This window comes from Streptomyces sp. NPDC046909 (genome assembly GCF_040644695.1).
In the GTDB taxonomy this organism is placed as follows: Bacteria; Actinomycetota; Actinomycetes; order Streptomycetales; family Streptomycetaceae; genus Streptomyces.
This window is the reverse complement of the sequence record NZ_JBEYXC010000007.1, coordinates 116,877-134,214: the sequence shown is the minus strand read 5'-3', so window position 1 is coordinate 134,214 and position 17,338 is coordinate 116,877. Positions and strand designations below refer to the sequence as shown.

Below are 17,338 nucleotides of genomic sequence, written 5' to 3'. Positions count from 1 at the left end.
TGGGTGCGGTGGGGACGTTGGCGGCGAACATACTGTCCGGTCGGTATGGGGTCAACGGTTGTGCGGGAAGGTTGCCCGGAGCACTCAAGGGGCTGGTGGGCAGGGCAATGACCCCGGCCTCGGGTCGGGCCGGGGTCACGACAGCGCGCGTCAGATGGCGATCAGAAGACGACCAGCGCTCTGCCGCCCTTGCCCGCGAGCATGTTCTCGAAGGCGGCCGGGATGCCGTCCAGGGCGATCCGTTCCGTCACCAGCGCGCCCAGGTCGAGGCGGCCCGCGCGGACGTGTGCGGCGAGCACCGGGAGGTCCTCGGCCGGGTCGGAGTTGCCGTAGACGCAGCCGGAGAGGGTGCGGCCCCAGTGGAAGATCTCCAGGGCGTTGAAGGTGACCTGCTGGTCCTTGCCGCCGATGCCGACGACCGTCGTACGGCCGCCCCGGCGGGTGGAGTCCCAGGCGGTGCGGATGGTCGTGGCGCGGCCCACGCACTCGACGGCGACGTCGACGCCCTGCTTGCCGGTCAGGCCGCGGATCTCGCGGGCCGTGTTCTCGGAGGCGATGACGTAGTCGGTGGCACCGGCCTCGCGGGCCAGCTCCTCCTTCTCCGGGGAGACATCGACCGCCACGATCTTCGCGGCGCCCGCGATCCGGGCCGCCTGGAGAGCCGCCAGGCCCACTCCCCCGACACCGTAGACGGCGACCGTCTCGCCCTCGCGGACCTTCGCCGAGTGGTGGACGGCGCCGTAACCGGTGAGGACGGCGCAGCCGAGGAGGGCCGCGTCCGTGAGGGGGATGCCCTCGGGGAGCGGGAGGACGCAGGACGCCGGTACGACCGTCTCCTCGGCGAACGCGGCGACGTTCAGGCCGGGGTGGAGGTCGGTGCCGTCGGCGGTGCGGGCGTAGACGTCGGCGGCGCCGTTGAGGGCGTTGGCGCACAGCCAGACCTCGCCGAGGGTGCAGGCGTGGCAAGTGCCGCAGGACGGGGCCCAGTTGAGGACGACGTCGTCGCCCGGGGCCACCCCCGTGACGCCTTCGCCCACCGCGAGCACCGTGCCCGCGCCCTCGTGGCCGAGCACCGCCGGGACCGGCACCCTCATCGTGCCGTTGGACAGGGACAGGTCGGAGTGGCAGACGCCGGCGGCGGCGAGGCGGACGCGGACCCGGCTGGGGCCGGGGTCCGGGAGTTCGATGTCGGTGACCTCCAGGGGAGCGCCCACGGCGGGAAGGACTGCTGCGCGAACCACGGACACGCTCCTAGAACTGGAGGGACTTGGTCTGGAGGTACTCGGCGAGACCGTGCGAGCCGAGCTCGCGGCCGACGCCGGACTGCTTGTAACCGCCGAAGGGGGCGAGGGGGTTGAAGCGGCCGCCGTTGATGTCGACCTGCCCGGTGTCCATGCGGCGCGCGAAGGCCACCGCCTCCGCCTCCTCGCCCGCCCAGACGGCGCCCGCGAGGCCGTACACCGTGCCGTTGGCGATCCGCAGGGCGTCCTCCTCGTCCTCGTAGCGGAGGATCGAGAGGACCGGGCCGAAGATCTCCTCCTGGGCGACGGTCATGTCGGGGGTGACGTCGGCGAAGACGGTCGGCGAGACGAAGTAGCCCTGTTCGCGCGGGGATTCGGGGCCTCCGGCGATCAGGCGGGCACCCTCGGCGACGCCCTTCTCGATGTAACCGCGCACCCGTTCCCGCTGCTTGGCGTTGACGACCGGGCCGATGCGGTCGCCGTACTTGGCGGCGGCTGCCGCGGCGAGCTCGACGGCCTCCTCGTACTGGTCCTGATGGACGAGCATGCGGGTCCAGGCGCTGCACGTCTGACCGGAGTTGGACATCACGTTGGCGACACCGACGTTGACCGCCTTGGCGAGGTCGGCGCTCGGCAGGATGACGTTGGCGGACTTGCCGCCGAGTTCCAGGGCGACCTTCTTGATCGCGGCACCGGCCGTGGCGCCGATCCGGCGGCCGACCGCCGTGGAGCCGGTGAAGGAGACCAGGTCGACGTCCGGGTGCTCGGCGAGAGCCTGTCCGGCGACCGGGCCGAGGCCGGTGACGAGGTTGAACACGCCCGCCGGGACCCCGGCCTCGTGTACCGCCTCGGCGAAGAGCTGGGCGACCAGCGGGGTGTCCTCGGCGGGCTTCAGGACGACCGTGCAGCCTGCGGCGAGGGCCGGGGCGACCTTGGCGACGATCTGGTGGAGGGGGTAGTTCCAGGGGGTGATCGCGCCGACCACGCCGACCGGCTCCTGGCGGACGATCGAGTTGCCGACCTGCTCCTCGAAGGCGTACGTCGCCGCCAGCTCGGCGTACGAGCCCGCGACGGCGATCGGGACGGCGGCGTGGACGTTCTCGGAGAACTTGAGAGGTGCGCCGAGCTCGGCGGTGACCGTCTCGGCGATCTCGTCCTTGCGGGCCACGAGGATGTCCCGGAGGGCGGCCAGTCGGGCGGCGCGCTCGGCGGGCGCGGTCGCGGCCCAGGCCGGGAGGGCGGCACGGGCGGCCCGTACGGCGGTGTCGACGTCCGCGGCGGTACCGGCCGGGACATGGCCGATCACCTGCTCGTCGACCGGGTTCACGACCTCGATCGTGTCCCGGCCGGCGGCGGGCCGCCACTCGCCGTCGATGTACATGCCGTCGTGTGCCTTCATCGTGCTTCCTCCCGGCGGGACCGTCTGGCCGTTCAGCTCCTTAAACTAGCGGCGTTAGTTTTCGCACGCCAGGGGCCCCCGCCATCAGAAGTCGACCCGGGCCCTGTCGTCCACCCTCCCGACCGACTCCTGACCGAAAGCCTTCTCGTACGCCCGCCGGATCTCCTCGATCTTCCGGTCACCGGGACCGGCCTGCGCGACCGGATACAGCAGGATCAGCTCGTACGACCGCTCCTTCTCGATCCTCCCGCTCGCGTCCCGCCACTGCCCGCGCCCGTTCTGCACGGTCAGCCCGTCCGGGAAGTCCGGGGTGACCTCGCGGTCGACGAAGGCCATGAACTGCCGGTCGGTGACCGCCGGGCCGCCGTCGGGGCGCTCGGTGCCGAAGAAGAGCGAGGTCTCGATGTACGCCTCGCCGCGCTGCGGGACGGCGGTGTCGTCGAGGGTGGCGTAGGCGGCCGGGGCGCCGACGGCGAGGAGGAGACCGACGGCGGCGAGGACGGACCGAGTCCGGATACGGGCGCGGGTGCGGATGGCGAGCTGGGGCATGGGGGACCGCCTTTCACGTGGGGGGTGTTGGTGCGGCGGTCGCTCACTCTCGCAGGGCAGAGCGCACCAAAGGGCGCGGAAACGCCCGATACCGCCGAATTGCCCCCACGGGCCCTGGCCAGTCTGCTTGTCACTCCTCCAGGTCCGGCAGCCGGGCCGGTGCCGGGCAGATCCGTTCGCCGTGCTGGTCGAAGACGAAGAGGTGGGCGAGGTCGACGAGGAGGGGGACCTGCATGCCCTGGCGGAGGTCGATGTCGGGGGTGGTGCGGACGATCAGGTCGCCGGGGAGACGGCCGTCCGGGGGCGCCACCGGAGTGCTGTCCGGCGGCTCGTCGAGGACGACCACCGGGCCCGCCCGCAGGGCGTCCGCGCGTTGCCTGAGGCGGTCCAGGACCCCCGGGCCGCCCTCCTTGCGGCGGCGCCGGGTGGGGCGGGCGGCGGGGCGCGGGGCCTCCAGGTCCGGCACGAAGGCGGGGCTGGAGCCGGTGTTGAAGTGGACGAGGACCTCGTGGCCCTGGAACTCCACATGCTCCACGAGCCCGGTGAGCGCCATCTCGCCCGGCCGCGCGGAGGACCGTTTGGCGATCCGGACCGCCTCCGAGCGCAGGCCCACGATGACCTCCCGGCCCTGCTGGACCCGGAGCAACTGGTGGTCCAGGGAGAGCGGTTCGGGCAGGCGCAGATACTGCTTGCCGAGGCTGATGGTCATCGCGCCGTCCAGCGGGGCGCGGACCAGGCCGCGCAGGAGGTTGATGCGCGGGGTGCCGATGAAGGCTGCGACGAAGACGTTGCGGGGCAGCGCGTACACCGAGCGCGGGGTGCCGACCTGCTGGAGGACACCGCCGCGCAGGACGGCGACCCGGTCGCCGAGGGACATGGCCTCGGCCTGGTCGTGGGTGACGTAGACGGTGGTGACGCCCAACTCGCGGGTGAGCGCGGATATTTCGGCGCGCAGATGGTTGCGGAGCTTGGCGTCGAGGTTGGAGAGCGGCTCGTCCATCAGGAACGCGGAGGGGTGGCGGGCGATGGCCCGGCCCATGGCGACGCGCTGGCGTTCGCCGCCGGAGAGCTGGCCGGGGAAACGGTCCAGGAGCTCCTCGATGCCGAGCATGCGGGCGGTGGCGTCCACGCGCGGGCGCGGGTCCGCGCCGGGTGCCTCGATGCGCAGCGGGAAGCCGATGTTGTCGCGGCTGGTCATGCTCGGGTACAGGGCGAAGTTCTGGAACACCATCGCCATGTCCCGGCCGGACGGCGGCAGGTCGTTGGCGTACTCGCCGTCGAGCAGCAGCTCCCCCTCGTCGATCTCCTCCAGCCCGGCGATCATTCTGAGCACGGTCGACTTGCCGCAGTCGGAGGGACCGAGCAGCACGAGGAACTCGCCGGGCTCGATGTCCAGGGCCAGCCGGTCCACCACTTTGGTGCCCCGGGTGTAGCTCTTGCTCACGTCGTGCAACGAGATGGCGCGTGTCATGGCAGGTGCCCCCGAGGGCTGACTGAGCGCTGATGCTCCGTGGTCGAATGCCCCGCTCGATGCGAACGGGGCTTATGAGTCACGGAAGTTAACGGAATGTGTGCGGCCGGGGGAAGGGAATCGGCCGGATCGGACGGTCCGGTCCAGCAAGTGAGAAAGCGGACGTCCGGATTCAGCGCCGGGCGGGGTGCGCGGGCCTCTCTCGCGTCTCGACGAGGTGCGCGAAGACGACCGTGTTGCCCGAATAGCCGGTCCTGCGGTTGTAGTCGCCGCCGCAGGTGATCAGCCGGAGTTCGGGGCGGCCCCGGGCGCCGTACACCTCGCGGTTGGGGAAGCGGTCCTTCTCGTACGACTTCACGGCGTCGACGGCGTACACGGCGGTCCGTCCGTCGGCACGCGTCACCTCGATCAGCCGGCCGCGCCGCAGTTCGTCGAGCCCCGCGAAGACGGCCGGGCCGGTGTCGGTGTCGAGATGCCCGACGGCCACGGCGGTACCCCGCTCCCCGGGCGACGGGCCGCCTGCGTACCAGCCGACCAGGTTCGCGTCATCGCCGGGCGGCGCGGGCAGCCGCCGCTTGCGGTCGAGCCGGAGGCTCATCACCGGGGCGTCGACATCGAGGAAGCGGATGACGAGGCGGGTGGCACGGGAGCGGGGCAGGGGGCGGGGGCCCGGTGCGGACGCCCGGGGCGGGGTGCCGTGCGGGGGCCGCTGCGGTCGGGCGGGAGGGCGCGGGACGGACACCCCGGCGCGGGGCGGGACTCCGGTGCCCTGCCGGGCCGACCCGCCGCTCGGCGGAACTCCCGTACCGTGCAGGGCCGACTCCCCGGTGCGCGGCGGCACATGCGGATGCTCTCGGCCCAACTCGCCGGCGTGTGGCGGCACATGCGGACGTTGACGGCTCGATTCCCCTGCTCCCGGCCGCGCTTGAGACCCCGGGCGCACCCCGGTACCCCGTGGAGCCGCCTCCCCCGGGCGCCGTTGCGCTGCCCCGCGCGCGTCGGTCCGGTCCCTGGCGGAGGACGACCCGGCCGAGGAGCCCGACCGGGCGCCCGCGGCCTCCCCGCCGAATCCTCCGTTGGCGGACCCCGCCGTGGACCCCGCCGCAGACCCCGCACGGGAACCCGGCTCAGCCCCCGCCGCGGACCCCGTGCCGGAACCCGACGCAACCCCCGCCTCAGACCCCGCACCGGAACCCGCCACAGACCCCGCCGGTCCCCCCGCCCCGGCGACCGCCGCGCCCCCGCCCGGCTCCTCGCCCTGTGCCCACCAGACGCCGCCTGCCACCAGCGAGACGGTCACCGCGACCGTTCTCGCCAGGCGGTAGGCGCGCGTCCGGTACCAGGGCCTGCGTCGGTGGCTACGCGCCATGCGGGCGACGGCGGAGCCGGAACCAGGCCACTGCGCCGACGGCGGCGATTCCCACGGCCGCGGCTCCGGCGACCGGGGTGAAGGCGTCGGTGCGGGCGAGGCCGCCGCCGCCCGCGGGCGGGCCGCCGTTCGGACCGCCGGGGCCGCCGCCGGGCCCACCGGGACCGCCACCGGGGCCACCGGGCGGGCAGTCGACCCAGAACACCTTGTGCTTGCCCGCGCCGTGGCCCGCCGCGGTGAGCCACGTGAGCTTGTAGTGCCCGTTGGACAGCGAGAGCACCTCGGTGGTGCCCGCACCGCTCGGGCCCAGGGTGAGGTCTCCCTCCTTGGCCGTGCCACCCGGGGACGGGGCCTGGCCCGCGATCTTCCAGTGGACGATCTCACCCGCGTCGAAGTTGAACGCGTCGAGGTAGAAACGGCAGACGTGGGGGTTGTTGTCCGGCTCGGCCTCGGGCTTGAACTCCACGTGGATCTTGACGTCCCCGTTGTCCCCCGGAGGTGCCGCGACGGCGGGTGCGGCGGTCAGGACGCCCCCCGCGAGGGCGAGGGCCGCGACGGCGGCGGCACGGCGTTGGCGGGCCATGGTGGTCATGCGAAGTCCTCCGAGTCAGACGATTTTCGTACAAATCGCGTTTCGCCTGACTCTCTTTCACATTCCGCGCGGGAAACGACGTCGACCCGCCCTACGACCCGTCACTCCTCCCTCTTTCGGCCGAGGGGCACCCGGCCGAGGGTCACCCTGGACCGGCGCCGCACGACGGACACACCGGGCTCCCCCTCCGGCTTCGCCGGTGACCGCAGCGCCACGCCCGAGGAGAGCAGCAGCAACGCGCCCAGCATCACGAACGGCGCCGCGACCCCCGCGACGCCCGCGACCAGCCCGGCGGTAGCGGGGGCGGCGACCTGGCCCAGCCGGTTGCCGGTCAGCCGCAGGGCGAGGGCCGTGGAGCGGGCGCCCTCGGGGGCGGCCTGGACGACCGTCGTCATGGACAGCGGCTGTCCGACGCCGAGGCAGAAGCCGAGGACGGCGAGCATCAGGGCGAGCGTCCACACCGGCACCGGCAGGGCGATCCCCGCGCACAGCACGGCGCCCAGCAGGCAGGTGACCGTCAACAGCAGGCTGCGGCCCAGCAGGCGCAGCAGCGGGGTCAGCACCAGCCGGCAGGCGATCGTGGCCGCCGCGCGGAGACTGAGCAGGAGGCCGATGACGGACGGGGCGATGCCCCGGTGTTCGCCGACCACCGGGAGGTAGGCGGTGAGGATGTCCGTCGCGGACAGGACCGCGAGGCTGATGAAGATACCGGCCGGGACGCCCCGGGCGCGGAGGATGCGGCCCACGGGGACCGGTTCGCCGTCCGGCGTACGGGACTTGGCCGCCGTATCGCGGTGTTCTATGCGCCACAACGACGTGATCGCGACCGCGCCGCCCGCGCCCGCCACGATCAGCGCGAGCGCGCTCGTGCCCGCCATGTCCGGGCCGCCGATCAGGGCGCCCGCCGCGACGGGGCCGACGAGTTGGCCGAGGGAGGCGCCGATGGTGAAGTGACCGAAGTTGCGGTCCTGTTCGTGCGGGGCGGACTGGCGGGCGACGAGGGACTGGGCGCCGATCACGAAGCAGAGGTGGCCGAGGCCCATCACCCCGCTCCAGACCGCCATCGCCCACAGGCTCCCGGCGAGACCGCTGAAGACACAGCCGCCGGATATGAGGACCACGCCCACCGGCAGCAACGGCGCACAACGGCCGTGGTCCGTACGGCGTCCCAGCGGGACGGCGGCGAACAGCGGGAGCAGGGCGTAGACCCCCGCGATCACACCGATCGCCCGCTCGTCGGCGCCCAGCGCGAGGGCCCGGTAGGAGACGGCGGGCCGGGCCATCGACACCGCCCCCTGCGCGAAGCTGAAGGCGATGACGAGGCGGAGCAGCCAGCCGCGGTTCCCACCGGGCGCCATGATCAGGTCCTCCCTGGTCCCTGGAATGACTCGGATGATCAGATGATTCCGAAGAGGATCCCTGCCCCCAGGATGATGAGGCATGTGAGGGCGGCCCACTTGACCACGAACTTCGTGTGGTCGCCGAACTCGACCTTGGCCATGCCGACGAGGACGTAGACGGCCGGGACGAGCGGGCTCGACATGTGCAGGGGCTGGCCGACGAGCGAGGCGCGGGCCATCTCCAGCGGGGAGACACCGTGGGCGGCGCCGGCCTCGGCGAGGACCGGCAGGACGCCGAAGTAGAAGCCGTCGTTCGACATGAAGTAGGTGAGCGGGAGGCTCAGCAGACCGGTGACGAGGGCCATGTGCGGGCCCATGCCCTCGGGGATGACGTCGACCATCCAGCGGGCCATGTGGTCGACCATGCCGGTGCCCTGGAGGACGCCGGTGAAGACGGCGGCGGCGAAGACCATGCCGGAGACGTTGAGGACGTTGTCGGCGTGGGCGGCGAGCCGGGCCTTCTGGTCGGGGATGTGCGGGAAGTTGACCGTGAGCACGAGCGCGGCACCGAGGATGAACAGCACCGGGATCGGCAGCCACTCCATGATCATGGAGGTCAGCAGGGTGACCGTGACCAGCGCGTTGAACCAGTACAGCTTGGGACGCAGGGTGGCGCGCTGGGGGTCGAGGACCGTGAAGCGCTCCTGGTCGTCGTCCTCGGCGTCGGTGCCGGAGCCGGAACCGCCGGTGGCCACAGCGGTCTTGACGTCGCCGGAGCCGCCGGCTCCGACCAGAACCGTCTCGGTCTCCTTCTCCTCGACCAGGACCTCCTCCAGCGTCAGCACACCGAGGCGCTTGCGCTCCTTCAGACCCAGGAAGTACGAGAGGACGAAGACGCCCAGCAGACCGACGGCGAGGGCCGGGATCATCGGGACGAAGATGTCGCTGGCATCGAGCTTGAGCGCGGTCGCGGCGCGGGCGGTCGGGCCGCCCCACGGCAGGGTGTTCATGACGCCGTTGGCCATGGCGGCCACACCGGTCATCACGACCAGGCTCATCTTGAGGCGCTTGTACAGCGGGTACATCGCCGAGACCGTGATCATGAAGGTGGTCGAGCCGTCGCCGTCGAGCGAGACGATCGCGGCGAGGATCGCCGTACCGACCACAATCCGCATCGGGTCGGCCTTGGCGAACTTCAGGATCCCGCGCACGATCGGGTCGAAGAGACCGACATCGATCATCACACCGAAGTAGACGATCGCGAACATGAGCATCGCCGCGGTGGGGGCGAGGCTGGTGACGCCGTCGATGACGTAGTCACCGAGGTGGGCGCCCTTCCCTACGAAGACGCAGAACAGTGCCGGGATCAGCACGAGCGCCGCGATCGGCGACATCTTCTTCATCATGATCAGGACCAGGAAGGTCGCGATCATGGCGAAGCCGAGGATGGTCAGCATGTGTGGATACCTAACGTTCGCCCTTGAACTCCCACCAGGGCCGGCGGTGCGATGACGTTAGGTCTCTTCAAGTGGCGTTAACAAGACGTTGACGTGCGAGCAATAAGCGCAAAACCCCAGGTCACAGCTTTGCGCTGCTCACAGCGCCGCCACGGTGGCCAGTTCGACCGGTACGCCGTTGAGGACGGCGTTGCCTGACAGAGGGTCGAGCAGGCTGCCGTCGAGGAGCTGGTTGACGTTGACGCCGGGCTCCTTCAGGGCGTGGTTGAGGCGGGTGCCGGGGCGGTCGTGACCCCAGCCGTGCGGCAGGCTGACCACGCCGGGGCGCACGCCGTCCGTGACCTCGGCGGGGGCGATCACCTCTCCCCCGGCCCCCTTCACCCGCACGGCCGCCCCGTCCGCCACGCCCAGCCGTTCGGCGTCCTCGGGGTGGATGTGCAGGGTGCAGCGGTTGGTGCCGCCGGTGAGCGCGGGGACGTTGTGCATCCAGCTGTTGTTGGACCGCAGATGGCGGCGCCCGACGAGGACGAGTCCCTCGGGCCGCTCGGCGAGGGCCTGCCGCAGCCGCGGAAGATCGTCGACAATCGGCCGCGCCAGCAGCTCGACCTTCCCGCTGCGCGTCTTCAGCGGCTGCGGCAGCCGCGACGCGAGCGGCCCGAGGTCGATGCCGTGCGGATGCGCGAGCAGCCGCTCCAGGGTCAGCCCGTCGGGGCGTACGCCGAACCCGTCGCCGTACGGACCGAGGCGCAGCATCATGTCGAGCCGCCGCTCGGGGCCGCTGACGCCGGTGAGCTGGGACGCGAGCTCCTGCGGGTCCCGCCCGAACACCGGGGACCACGTCTCCTTGACCGCCTTGCCGAGGGTCTGCCCGACGACCAGGTCGTCGACGGCCGACGGGTCGGCGCCGTGCATGCCGGTCGCGGCGAGGACCAGCCGGGCCAGGATCTCCGTCTCGGCCATCCGGCCGGGCTCCAGCGGGACGGCCGGGCGGTTGTAGCGAACCTGGTTGCGGACGGCGAGGGTGTTGAAGGCGAAGTCGTGGTGCGGGCTCTGGGAGGGCGGCGGCGGGGGCAGTACGACGTCGGCGTGGCGGGAGGTCTCGTTGAGATAGGGGTCGACGCTGACCATGAAGTCGAGCGAGTCGAGCGCCTTGTCGAGCCGGTCGCCGTCGGGCACCGACAGCACGGGGTTGGAGGCGACCGCGATCAGCGCCCGGATCGGCTCGCCCTCGGGGGTCGCGGTGTCGATCTCCTCGGCGAGCGCGGAGATCGGCAGCTCGCCCTTGGCCTCGGGGTGCCGGCTGACCCGGGAGCGCCAGCGGCCGAGCGCGAAGCCGTGGCTGGGTCCGGCGGGCCGGGGTGTGCGGTCGGTGGCGGCCTGCGGGAAGAGCGCGCCGCCGGGCCGGTCGAGGTTCCCCGTCAGGATGTTCAGCACGTCGACGAGCCAGCTGGCCAGCGTGCCGTGCGGGACGGTGCAGCTGCCGATGCGGGCATAGACGGCGGCGGTGGGAGCGGCGGCGAGCTCGCGGGCGAGGACGCGGATGGTGCCGGCGTCGATGTCACAGGCCTCGGCGACGGCCTCGGGGGTGAAGTCCCGTACCTCCGCGCGGAGTTCGTCGAGACCGAGCAGGTGAGGCACCAACTCCCCGGTGTCCACGAGGTCTTCCTCGAAGAGCGTGTACGCCATCGCCGCGAGGAGCAGTGCGTCCGTGCCGGGGCGGATCGCGAGGTGGCGGTCGGCGAGCTTGGCGGTGCGGGTGCGGCGCGGGTCGATGACGGTGAGGGTGCCGCCGCGGGCCTTGAGGGCCTTGAGCTTGCCGGGGAAGTCGGGGGCGGTGCACAGACTCCCGTTGGACTCCAGGGGGTTGGCGCCGATCAGCAGCAGATGGTCGGTGCGGTCGAGGTCGGGGACGGGGATCGCGTTGGCGTCGCCGAAGAGGAGGCCGCTGGAGACGTGCTTGGGCATCTGGTCGACCGTCGAGGCGGTGAAGACGCTGCGGGTGCCGAGCCCGGCGAGCAGCACCGGCGGGTAGAGGGCACCGGCCATGGTGTGCACGTTGGGGTTGCCCAGGACGACGCCCACAGAGTTCGGTCCGTACCGCTCGACGACCGGCCGGATCCCGGCGGCGACCGCGTCGAATGCCTCCTCCCAGGTGGCCTCGCGCAGCTCGCCGTCCCTGCGGACGAGCGGGGCGCGCAGCCGGTCGGGGTCCCCGTCGACGGCCCCGAAGGAGGCGCCCTTGGGGCAGATGAACCCCTTGCTGAACACGTCGTCGCGGTCACCTCGGGCGCCGGTGACCTGGGTCCCCTCGATGGTGAGCGTCAGGCCGCAGGTGGCCTCGCACAGGGGGCAGATACGGAGAGCGGTGCGGGACACGGGTCCTCCCGGGGCAACGGTGCCTGTCCCCGCGAGCATACCGACCGGTAGGCATGGAGGGGAGGGCCGGCGAGATGTGAAGTGGCCGACCGTCGATGGAGGAGAGGTGGCCGCCCCTCAGTCCAGCACCCGCGCCAGATACGCCCGCAGCATCTCCCGAGCCTCCTCGATGATCCGCTCGTCCCCCTCCGGAGCCACCCGGAACGCCAGATGCACCAGCGTGTCCGCGGTCTCGACGGCGATCAGGAAGGTCCGCCGCAGATCCTCGTCCGGCTCCCGGTCGATGTATCCGGAGAGCAGGTCGGTGAGCCGGTCGGCGACACGGTGGTTCGGTTCGGCGTGGCGCGCGCCGACCGGGATCTGGTTGCCGAAGTCGACGAGGGAGAAGCCGGGGGCGGTGCGCTTCATGGCGAGGTACTCGTCGAGGACCGCGTCCATCGCGGCCCGCCAGCCGCCGCCCGCCGCGCCTTTGAGGCGCTCGGTGACCCGGGCGGTGAACCGCTCCAGGTTGCGCTGGGCGAGGGCGTCGGCCATCTGCCGTTTGTTGCCGAAGAAGCGGTAGACGGAACCGATGGGGACGCCCGCGCGCTGGGCCACGGCCCGGGTGCTCAGGTCGTCGTAGCCGACCTCGTCGAGGAGGTCGGCGCAGGCGTCGAGGATCCTGGTCAGCCGTTCGGCGCTGCGCCGCTGCACGGGCGCTCGGCGTAGCGATGTCGCGTGGGGCACGGGCTTCATGATGCCTTTCCGCCGGGGTCCGGTGAACCTCGCCCCCCTGTACGGAGATCGTTGCCCGGTGCACTCAGTGCGGAGGGGGTGACGGAGGTCTCCGCACCCGACGCCGTGATGTCGGCGGCGCTCTCGACGGGGTCGCCGTCGACCGCCCAGACCGTGCCGTCGTCGGCGTAGAGCCGTGCGGTGACGGTGTGGGTGCCGCGCGGGACGAGCTCGCCCGGGATGCGGCAGTCCGGGTTGCGCAGCCGGGAGACCAGCCGCCCGTCGACGAAGAGATAGACGAGGCCACGCCCCTCGACCGCCTTCGGCTTGACGCCGGTGGGCGAGAAGCGGAAGTTGTGCACGGTCAGCCGTACGTCCCAGCTGTCGTCGGCGTCCGGCTGCACCTCAATGTCCACCTCGGGGGCGTCCTTGCCGTCCACCTCGCGGTAGTGCCGGCCCTCCTCGTCGGTGTCGTCGAGGACCTTGCCCACCGGCGACGGCGACGCCATCTGCTCCGGTTTCCCGGGGTCGCCGGAATCGCAGCTCACGGTTCCGGTCAGCAGCAGGACACAGACCGCGAGCGCAGCCAGAAGTGCCCGCGTCCACGACATGCCCCGGAGACTAGAACAACGGTCCGAAAGTCGGATCCCCCTGGAGTCGGGTTCTCCTCCTCCCTGATGAGGAGGCCCACCGACGGAAAGCACTCCTTCCGGACCTCTTGCGCCCCCGAAACCGCAATCCTACGGTGATACATAGGAATGAACGCGGGACAGAGTCGCAAGGGAGCGATCGATGAGCGGGGACGCGCGGAAGACCGCCGAGGGACTGGCCTACCTCTCCGGTTTCGGCAACGAGCACAGCTCGGAGGCCGTCCCCGGCGCACTGCCCGAGGGCCGCAACTCACCCCAGCGAGCCCCCCTCGGCCTCTACGCGGAGCAGCTCAGCGGTTCGGCGTTCACCGAGCCCCGCGCCCACAACCGCCGCTCCTGGCTGTACCGGATCCGCCCCTCGGCCGCCCACCCGGCGTTCACCCACACCCACAACGGCTGGGTGCGTACGGCCCCCTTCACGGAGTCGGTCCCCGACCCGAACCGGCTGCGCTGGAACCCCCTCCCGGAGCCGACGGAGGGCACCGACTTCCTGGCCGGCCTGTGGACCCTGGGCGGCAACGGCGACGTGACCCAGCGCACCGGCATGGCCGTGCACCTCTACCACGCCACCGACTCCATGGACCGCGTCTTCAGCGACGCCGACGGCGAGCTCCTGATCGTCCCCGAGCGGGGCGGCCTCCTGCTGCGCACCGAGTTCGGCCTGCTGCACGCCGAGCCCGGCCAGGTGGCCCTCATCCCGCGCGGGGTCCGCTTCCGGGTGGAGCTGCTGGACGCCTCGGCCCGCGGCTACGTCTGCGAGAACTACGGCGCCCCCTTCCAGCTCCCCGACCTGGGCCCGATCGGCGCCAACGGCCTCGCCAACGCCCGTGACTTCAAAGCCCCCGTGGCCGCCTACGAGGACACCGACGGCCCGGTCGAGGTGGTCAACAAGTTCTGCGGCAACCTCTGGACGGCGACCTACGACCACTCCCCGCTCGACGTGGTCGCCTGGCACGGCAACCACGTCCCCTACGTCTACGACCTGCGCCGCTTCAACGTCATCGGGACCATCTCGTACGACCATCCCGACCCGTCGATCTTCACGGTGCTGACGTCCCCGTCGGACACCCCGGGCCTGGCCGGCGTGGACTTCGTGGTCTTCGCGCCGCGCTGGCTGGTGGGCGAGGACACCTTCCGGCCGCCGTACTTCCACCGGAACGTGATGAGCGAGTACATGGGCCTGATCGAGGGCGCGTACGACGCGAAGACTGCCGGAAAGGGGGGTTTCGTGCCGGGCGGCGGCTCGCTGCACAACATGATGTCGGCGCACGGTCCCGACCGGGAGACGTTCGACCGGGCGAGCGCGGCCGAGCTGAAGCCCCAGAAGGTCGACGACGGGCTGGCGTTCATGTTCGAGACGCGGTGGCCGGTGACGCTCACCGCGCACGCGGCGCAGGCGGACCATCTGCAACGGCACTACGACGACGTATGGAAGGGACTTGAACGCCACTTCCGCCCGTTGCACTGATCGTCGACGACCGGTACGGATAGCCCGTGACCTCCTTCGCCCCGGACTCGATCGTCCTGAACCGCAAGCTGCCGCTCTGGTACCAGGTCTCGCAGTCGCTGCGCGCCTCGATACTGGGCCGCTCGCCACGGGATCCGCTGCGACTGCCCACCGAGGAGCAGTTGGCGGGCCATTACGGGGTGAGCGTGCTGACCATGCGGCAGGCGCTGAAGGAGCTGGAGGACGAGGGGCTGATCTCGCGCCACCGCAGACGCGGCACGTTCATCGAGCCGCACGCGCTGCGGGGCGCCCCGGTCCGGCTTCTCGGCTCGGTGGACGCGATCGTCGCCCAGCAGTCGGGCATGACCACAGAACTGCTCGACCACGGCAAGGGCCCGGTCCCGGCCGAACTCGCCGAGCACTTCCCCGACCTGGACGAGTTGGCGACGTACCACCGCCTGCGAGGCGACGAGAAGACGGGCGAGCCGACCAACCACGCCCGCAACTGGATCCGGCCCGAACTCGCCGCGCGTATCGACCCCGACGATCTGATCCGCTGGCCGATGACCAAGGTGCTGCGGGACGCCGTCGGGGCGGACATCAGCCGCATCACGGACACGGTGGAGGCACGGCTCGCGGACCCGGAGACGGCCCAGCTGCTCCAAGTGCCGCTGCTGAGCCCGATCCTGCACTACACGGGGGTGACCTACGACGGGGAGGGCCGGGTGCTGGACGTGGCGGTGATCCACTACCGGGGCGACCGCTTCTCCTTCACGGTGACCTTGGAAGCCAACTGACCCCGGTGTCATCGCCAAGTCGTACGATGCCCAGCGTGACGCACGACGACGCTCCGCTGCTCGCGGACCTCATGCCGTGGTCCGTCGCACCGCCACGGCTGGGCCGGGGGTGGCCGACGGGCCCCGACCCGGCATCCCTGAAGGCCCGCTGGGACGCCCTGCTGAAGGCCGAGGGCCCGGACCGGGAGGCCCTGTTCGAGCCCACCCGCTCCCGCACCCTGCGTTCGGCGGTGGGGCAACTGCCGGGCCAGTCGGGCGGCACGGAGAAGCTGGCCCGCGCGACCGGCCCCTGCCCGGAGCCCGTACGCGTCCTGCACGCCCCCTTCGACGAGCACTGGCTGATCCCCGACCACCGCCTGATCGACACGGCCCGGCCGGAGTTGTGGCGTGTGGCGGACGACCACCAGGTCTTCGTGGCCGAGACGTCGGGCGGCCCCGGCCCGATCCTGATCGCCACGTCCCTGCTCCCCCTGCTCCGCCCCGGCCGCATCCGCCCGCTGTTCCGCCGCCCGGACGGAGCGGAACCCAACCTGGCACCAGGCCTGTTGGCCCACCTGAGCGAGCGGCTGGGCCGCCCGGTGGAACCGGCGGACTTCCTCGCCTGGACCCTCACCGCCGTCCGCCCCGACCTCACTGTCCCTCTGACGGACGACCCCGAACTCTGGTCCCAGGGCACCGAGTCGGGCCACCGCCTCCTCTGGCTGATGCGCCGCGACGGCGACCGCCCCAAACTCCCCGGCGGCCGCCGCCCCTACGTCCGCGCCCCGCTCCCCACCCGCCCCCTCGGCCTCCACTACGACCGCGACGAGGAGACCCTCCACCTCGACGAGGGCCGCATCTCCCCCGTCCCGCCCGAGGCCTGGGACTTCGAGGTGGGCGGCGTGCGCGTCCTGGAGGAGTGGTTCACGACGAGGACGACGGACCCGGAGCCGGGCACGCTGGCGGCGATCCGCCCGACGACCTGGCCGCAGACCTGGACATCGGAACTGCTGGAACTGATCACGATCCTGGCTCTGATCGCGGAAGTGACCCAGCAGCAGGACGAGTTGACGGTGACGGGCCGGATCACGGCGACGGAGTTGCGGAAGGCGGGGGTCTTCCCGGTCCCGGAGCAGGCAAGGAAACCAGCCTCGGTCCTGGACCACCATGAGGAGGGCCCAGAAGGCCAGTTGGGGCTGATCTAGTTCTTGGGCTCGAAGGAGTCCAACAACCGCCCGAGCATGCGGTCGAACGCCCCCTCCGGGTCGTCCGGCGGAGCCACCCCCTCCGCGAACAGCGCCGCCAGGTGCGGATACCCACCCCCCATGACCTGCCCCATCATGTACGCCCCCCGCACCGCCTCCTCCCGCTCCGCCGACCACGGCACCGACCGCGTCCGCTCGGCGATGGCCTGCTCGTTGGCGACGAACGTCATCACCGACCCATTGACCATCCCGAACAGTTCGAGCTTGGTCCCGGCCGGCGCATCGAGCCCCTCCAGACAGGCCAGTACCCGGTCCAGCACCCGCAGGGCGTTCGGGCTGATGGCGTACGCGGTGGACATCACCCGCACCACCCACGGATGCCGCCGCATGATCCCGCGAGCCTGACGCGCGAAGTCGAGCAGGTCGGCCCGCCAGTCCCCGCTCGGCTCACCGGCCCACTCGTACTCGCCGCTGATCAGATCGACCATCAGCTCGTAGAGGTCCTCCTTGCGCGGCACGTAGTTGTACAGCGACATCGTGCCGCAGCCGATCTCCGCCGCCACCCGCCGCATCGACACCGCGTCCAGCCCGTCCGCGTCGGCGACACGGACCGCCGCCGCGGCGATGTCCGCACGGCTGTACGCCGGTTTCGGGCCTCGGCCCGTGCGCTCGGGGCGCGCCCAGATCACCTCGGGTTCGGCCGCTCGGCCCGCCATTGATCATCACCTCCCCACCATCGTAGTTACGTACAG

At 71.8% G+C, this 17,338-nt stretch carries 15 protein-coding genes; 3 read left to right on the top strand and 12 right to left on the bottom strand.

All coding sequences use genetic code 11. The features are described 5' to 3' along the window. Window positions 1-161: 161 nt before the first annotated feature. The 11 genes from ABZ928_RS24195 to ABZ928_RS24145 all read right to left on the bottom strand — a co-directional run bounded on the left by ABZ928_RS24195 (window position 162) and on the right by ABZ928_RS24145 (window position 13,119). On the bottom strand, window positions 162-1,241 hold the full coding sequence (locus ABZ928_RS24195) for a Zn-dependent alcohol dehydrogenase (RefSeq protein ID WP_361522572.1): 1,080 nt from the start codon (window positions 1,239-1,241) through the stop codon (window positions 162-164). Between the two features lie 10 nt (window positions 1,242-1,251). Then, the gene (locus tag ABZ928_RS24190) at window positions 1,252-2,640 is read right to left on the bottom strand and encodes an aldehyde dehydrogenase family protein (protein ID WP_361522569.1); all 1,389 of its coding nucleotides are present in this window, start codon (window positions 2,638-2,640) and stop codon (window positions 1,252-1,254) included. Window positions 2,641-2,724: 84 nt separating this feature from the next. After that, window positions 2,725-3,189: a DUF3574 domain-containing protein gene (locus tag ABZ928_RS24185; protein ID WP_361522566.1), complete on the bottom strand. Its 465-nt coding sequence runs from the start codon at window positions 3,187-3,189 to the stop codon at window positions 2,725-2,727. 130 nt (window positions 3,190-3,319) lie between these two features. Continuing rightward, on the bottom strand, window positions 3,320-4,660 hold the full coding sequence (locus tag ABZ928_RS24180) for an ABC transporter ATP-binding protein (protein ID WP_361522563.1): 1,341 nt from the start codon (window positions 4,658-4,660) through the stop codon (window positions 3,320-3,322). Between the two features lie 172 nt (window positions 4,661-4,832). Continuing rightward, window positions 4,833-5,543, bottom strand: coding sequence for a class F sortase (locus ABZ928_RS24175; protein WP_361522560.1), 711 nt, complete (start codon window positions 5,541-5,543; stop codon window positions 4,833-4,835). A 475-nt stretch (window positions 5,544-6,018) separates the two neighbouring features. Further along, window positions 6,019-6,621: a hypothetical protein gene (locus ABZ928_RS24170; protein ID WP_361522557.1), complete on the bottom strand. Its 603-nt coding sequence runs from the start codon at window positions 6,619-6,621 to the stop codon at window positions 6,019-6,021. Window positions 6,622-6,722: 101 nt separating this feature from the next. Next, window positions 6,723-7,979 (bottom strand): MFS transporter, encoded by a 1,257-nt coding sequence (locus ABZ928_RS24165; RefSeq protein WP_361522554.1) that lies wholly within the window; start codon window positions 7,977-7,979, stop codon window positions 6,723-6,725. A 38-nt stretch (window positions 7,980-8,017) separates the two neighbouring features. Beyond that, window positions 8,018-9,418, bottom strand: a complete 1,401-nt coding sequence (locus tag ABZ928_RS24160) for a citrate:proton symporter (protein ID WP_361522551.1) — start codon at window positions 9,416-9,418, stop codon at window positions 8,018-8,020. 138 nt (window positions 9,419-9,556) lie between these two features. Continuing rightward, window positions 9,557-11,794 carry a molybdopterin oxidoreductase family protein gene (locus tag ABZ928_RS24155; RefSeq protein ID WP_361522548.1) on the bottom strand — a complete coding sequence of 746 codons (2,238 nt, stop codon included), beginning with the start codon at window positions 11,792-11,794 and terminating at the stop codon, window positions 9,557-9,559. A gap of 117 nt (window positions 11,795-11,911) precedes the next feature. Beyond that, window positions 11,912-12,529 (bottom strand): TetR/AcrR family transcriptional regulator, encoded by a 618-nt coding sequence (locus ABZ928_RS24150; RefSeq protein WP_361522546.1) that lies wholly within the window; start codon window positions 12,527-12,529, stop codon window positions 11,912-11,914. Further along, window positions 12,526-13,119 carry a hypothetical protein gene (locus ABZ928_RS24145; protein WP_361522543.1) on the bottom strand — a complete coding sequence of 198 codons (594 nt, stop codon included), beginning with the start codon at window positions 13,117-13,119 and terminating at the stop codon, window positions 12,526-12,528. The genes ABZ928_RS24150 and ABZ928_RS24145 overlap by 4 nt, the downstream gene beginning before the upstream one ends. A gap of 181 nt (window positions 13,120-13,300) precedes the next feature. On the opposite strand from ABZ928_RS24145, the gene hmgA reads away from it, so the two are divergent. From hmgA to ABZ928_RS24130, 3 genes are read left to right on the top strand one after another with little or no spacing between them, the layout of a single operon-like run. Next, window positions 13,301-14,626 (top strand): homogentisate 1,2-dioxygenase, encoded by a 1,326-nt coding sequence (hmgA, locus tag ABZ928_RS24140; RefSeq protein ID WP_361522540.1) that lies wholly within the window; start codon window positions 13,301-13,303, stop codon window positions 14,624-14,626. 26 nt (window positions 14,627-14,652) lie between these two features. After that, on the top strand, window positions 14,653-15,402 hold the full coding sequence (locus ABZ928_RS24135; protein ID WP_361522538.1) for a GntR family transcriptional regulator: 750 nt from the start codon (window positions 14,653-14,655) through the stop codon (window positions 15,400-15,402). A gap of 26 nt (window positions 15,403-15,428) precedes the next feature. Then, on the top strand, window positions 15,429-16,586 hold the full coding sequence (locus ABZ928_RS24130) for a type ISP restriction/modification enzyme (RefSeq protein WP_361522535.1): 1,158 nt from the start codon (window positions 15,429-15,431) through the stop codon (window positions 16,584-16,586). Here the strand turns inward: ABZ928_RS24130 and ABZ928_RS24125 are convergent. After that, window positions 16,583-17,302, bottom strand: coding sequence for a TetR/AcrR family transcriptional regulator C-terminal domain-containing protein (locus ABZ928_RS24125; protein ID WP_361522532.1), 720 nt, complete (start codon window positions 17,300-17,302; stop codon window positions 16,583-16,585). The two genes, ABZ928_RS24130 and ABZ928_RS24125, sit on opposite strands and share 4 nt — an antisense overlap. Window positions 17,303-17,338: the final 36 nt, after the last annotated feature.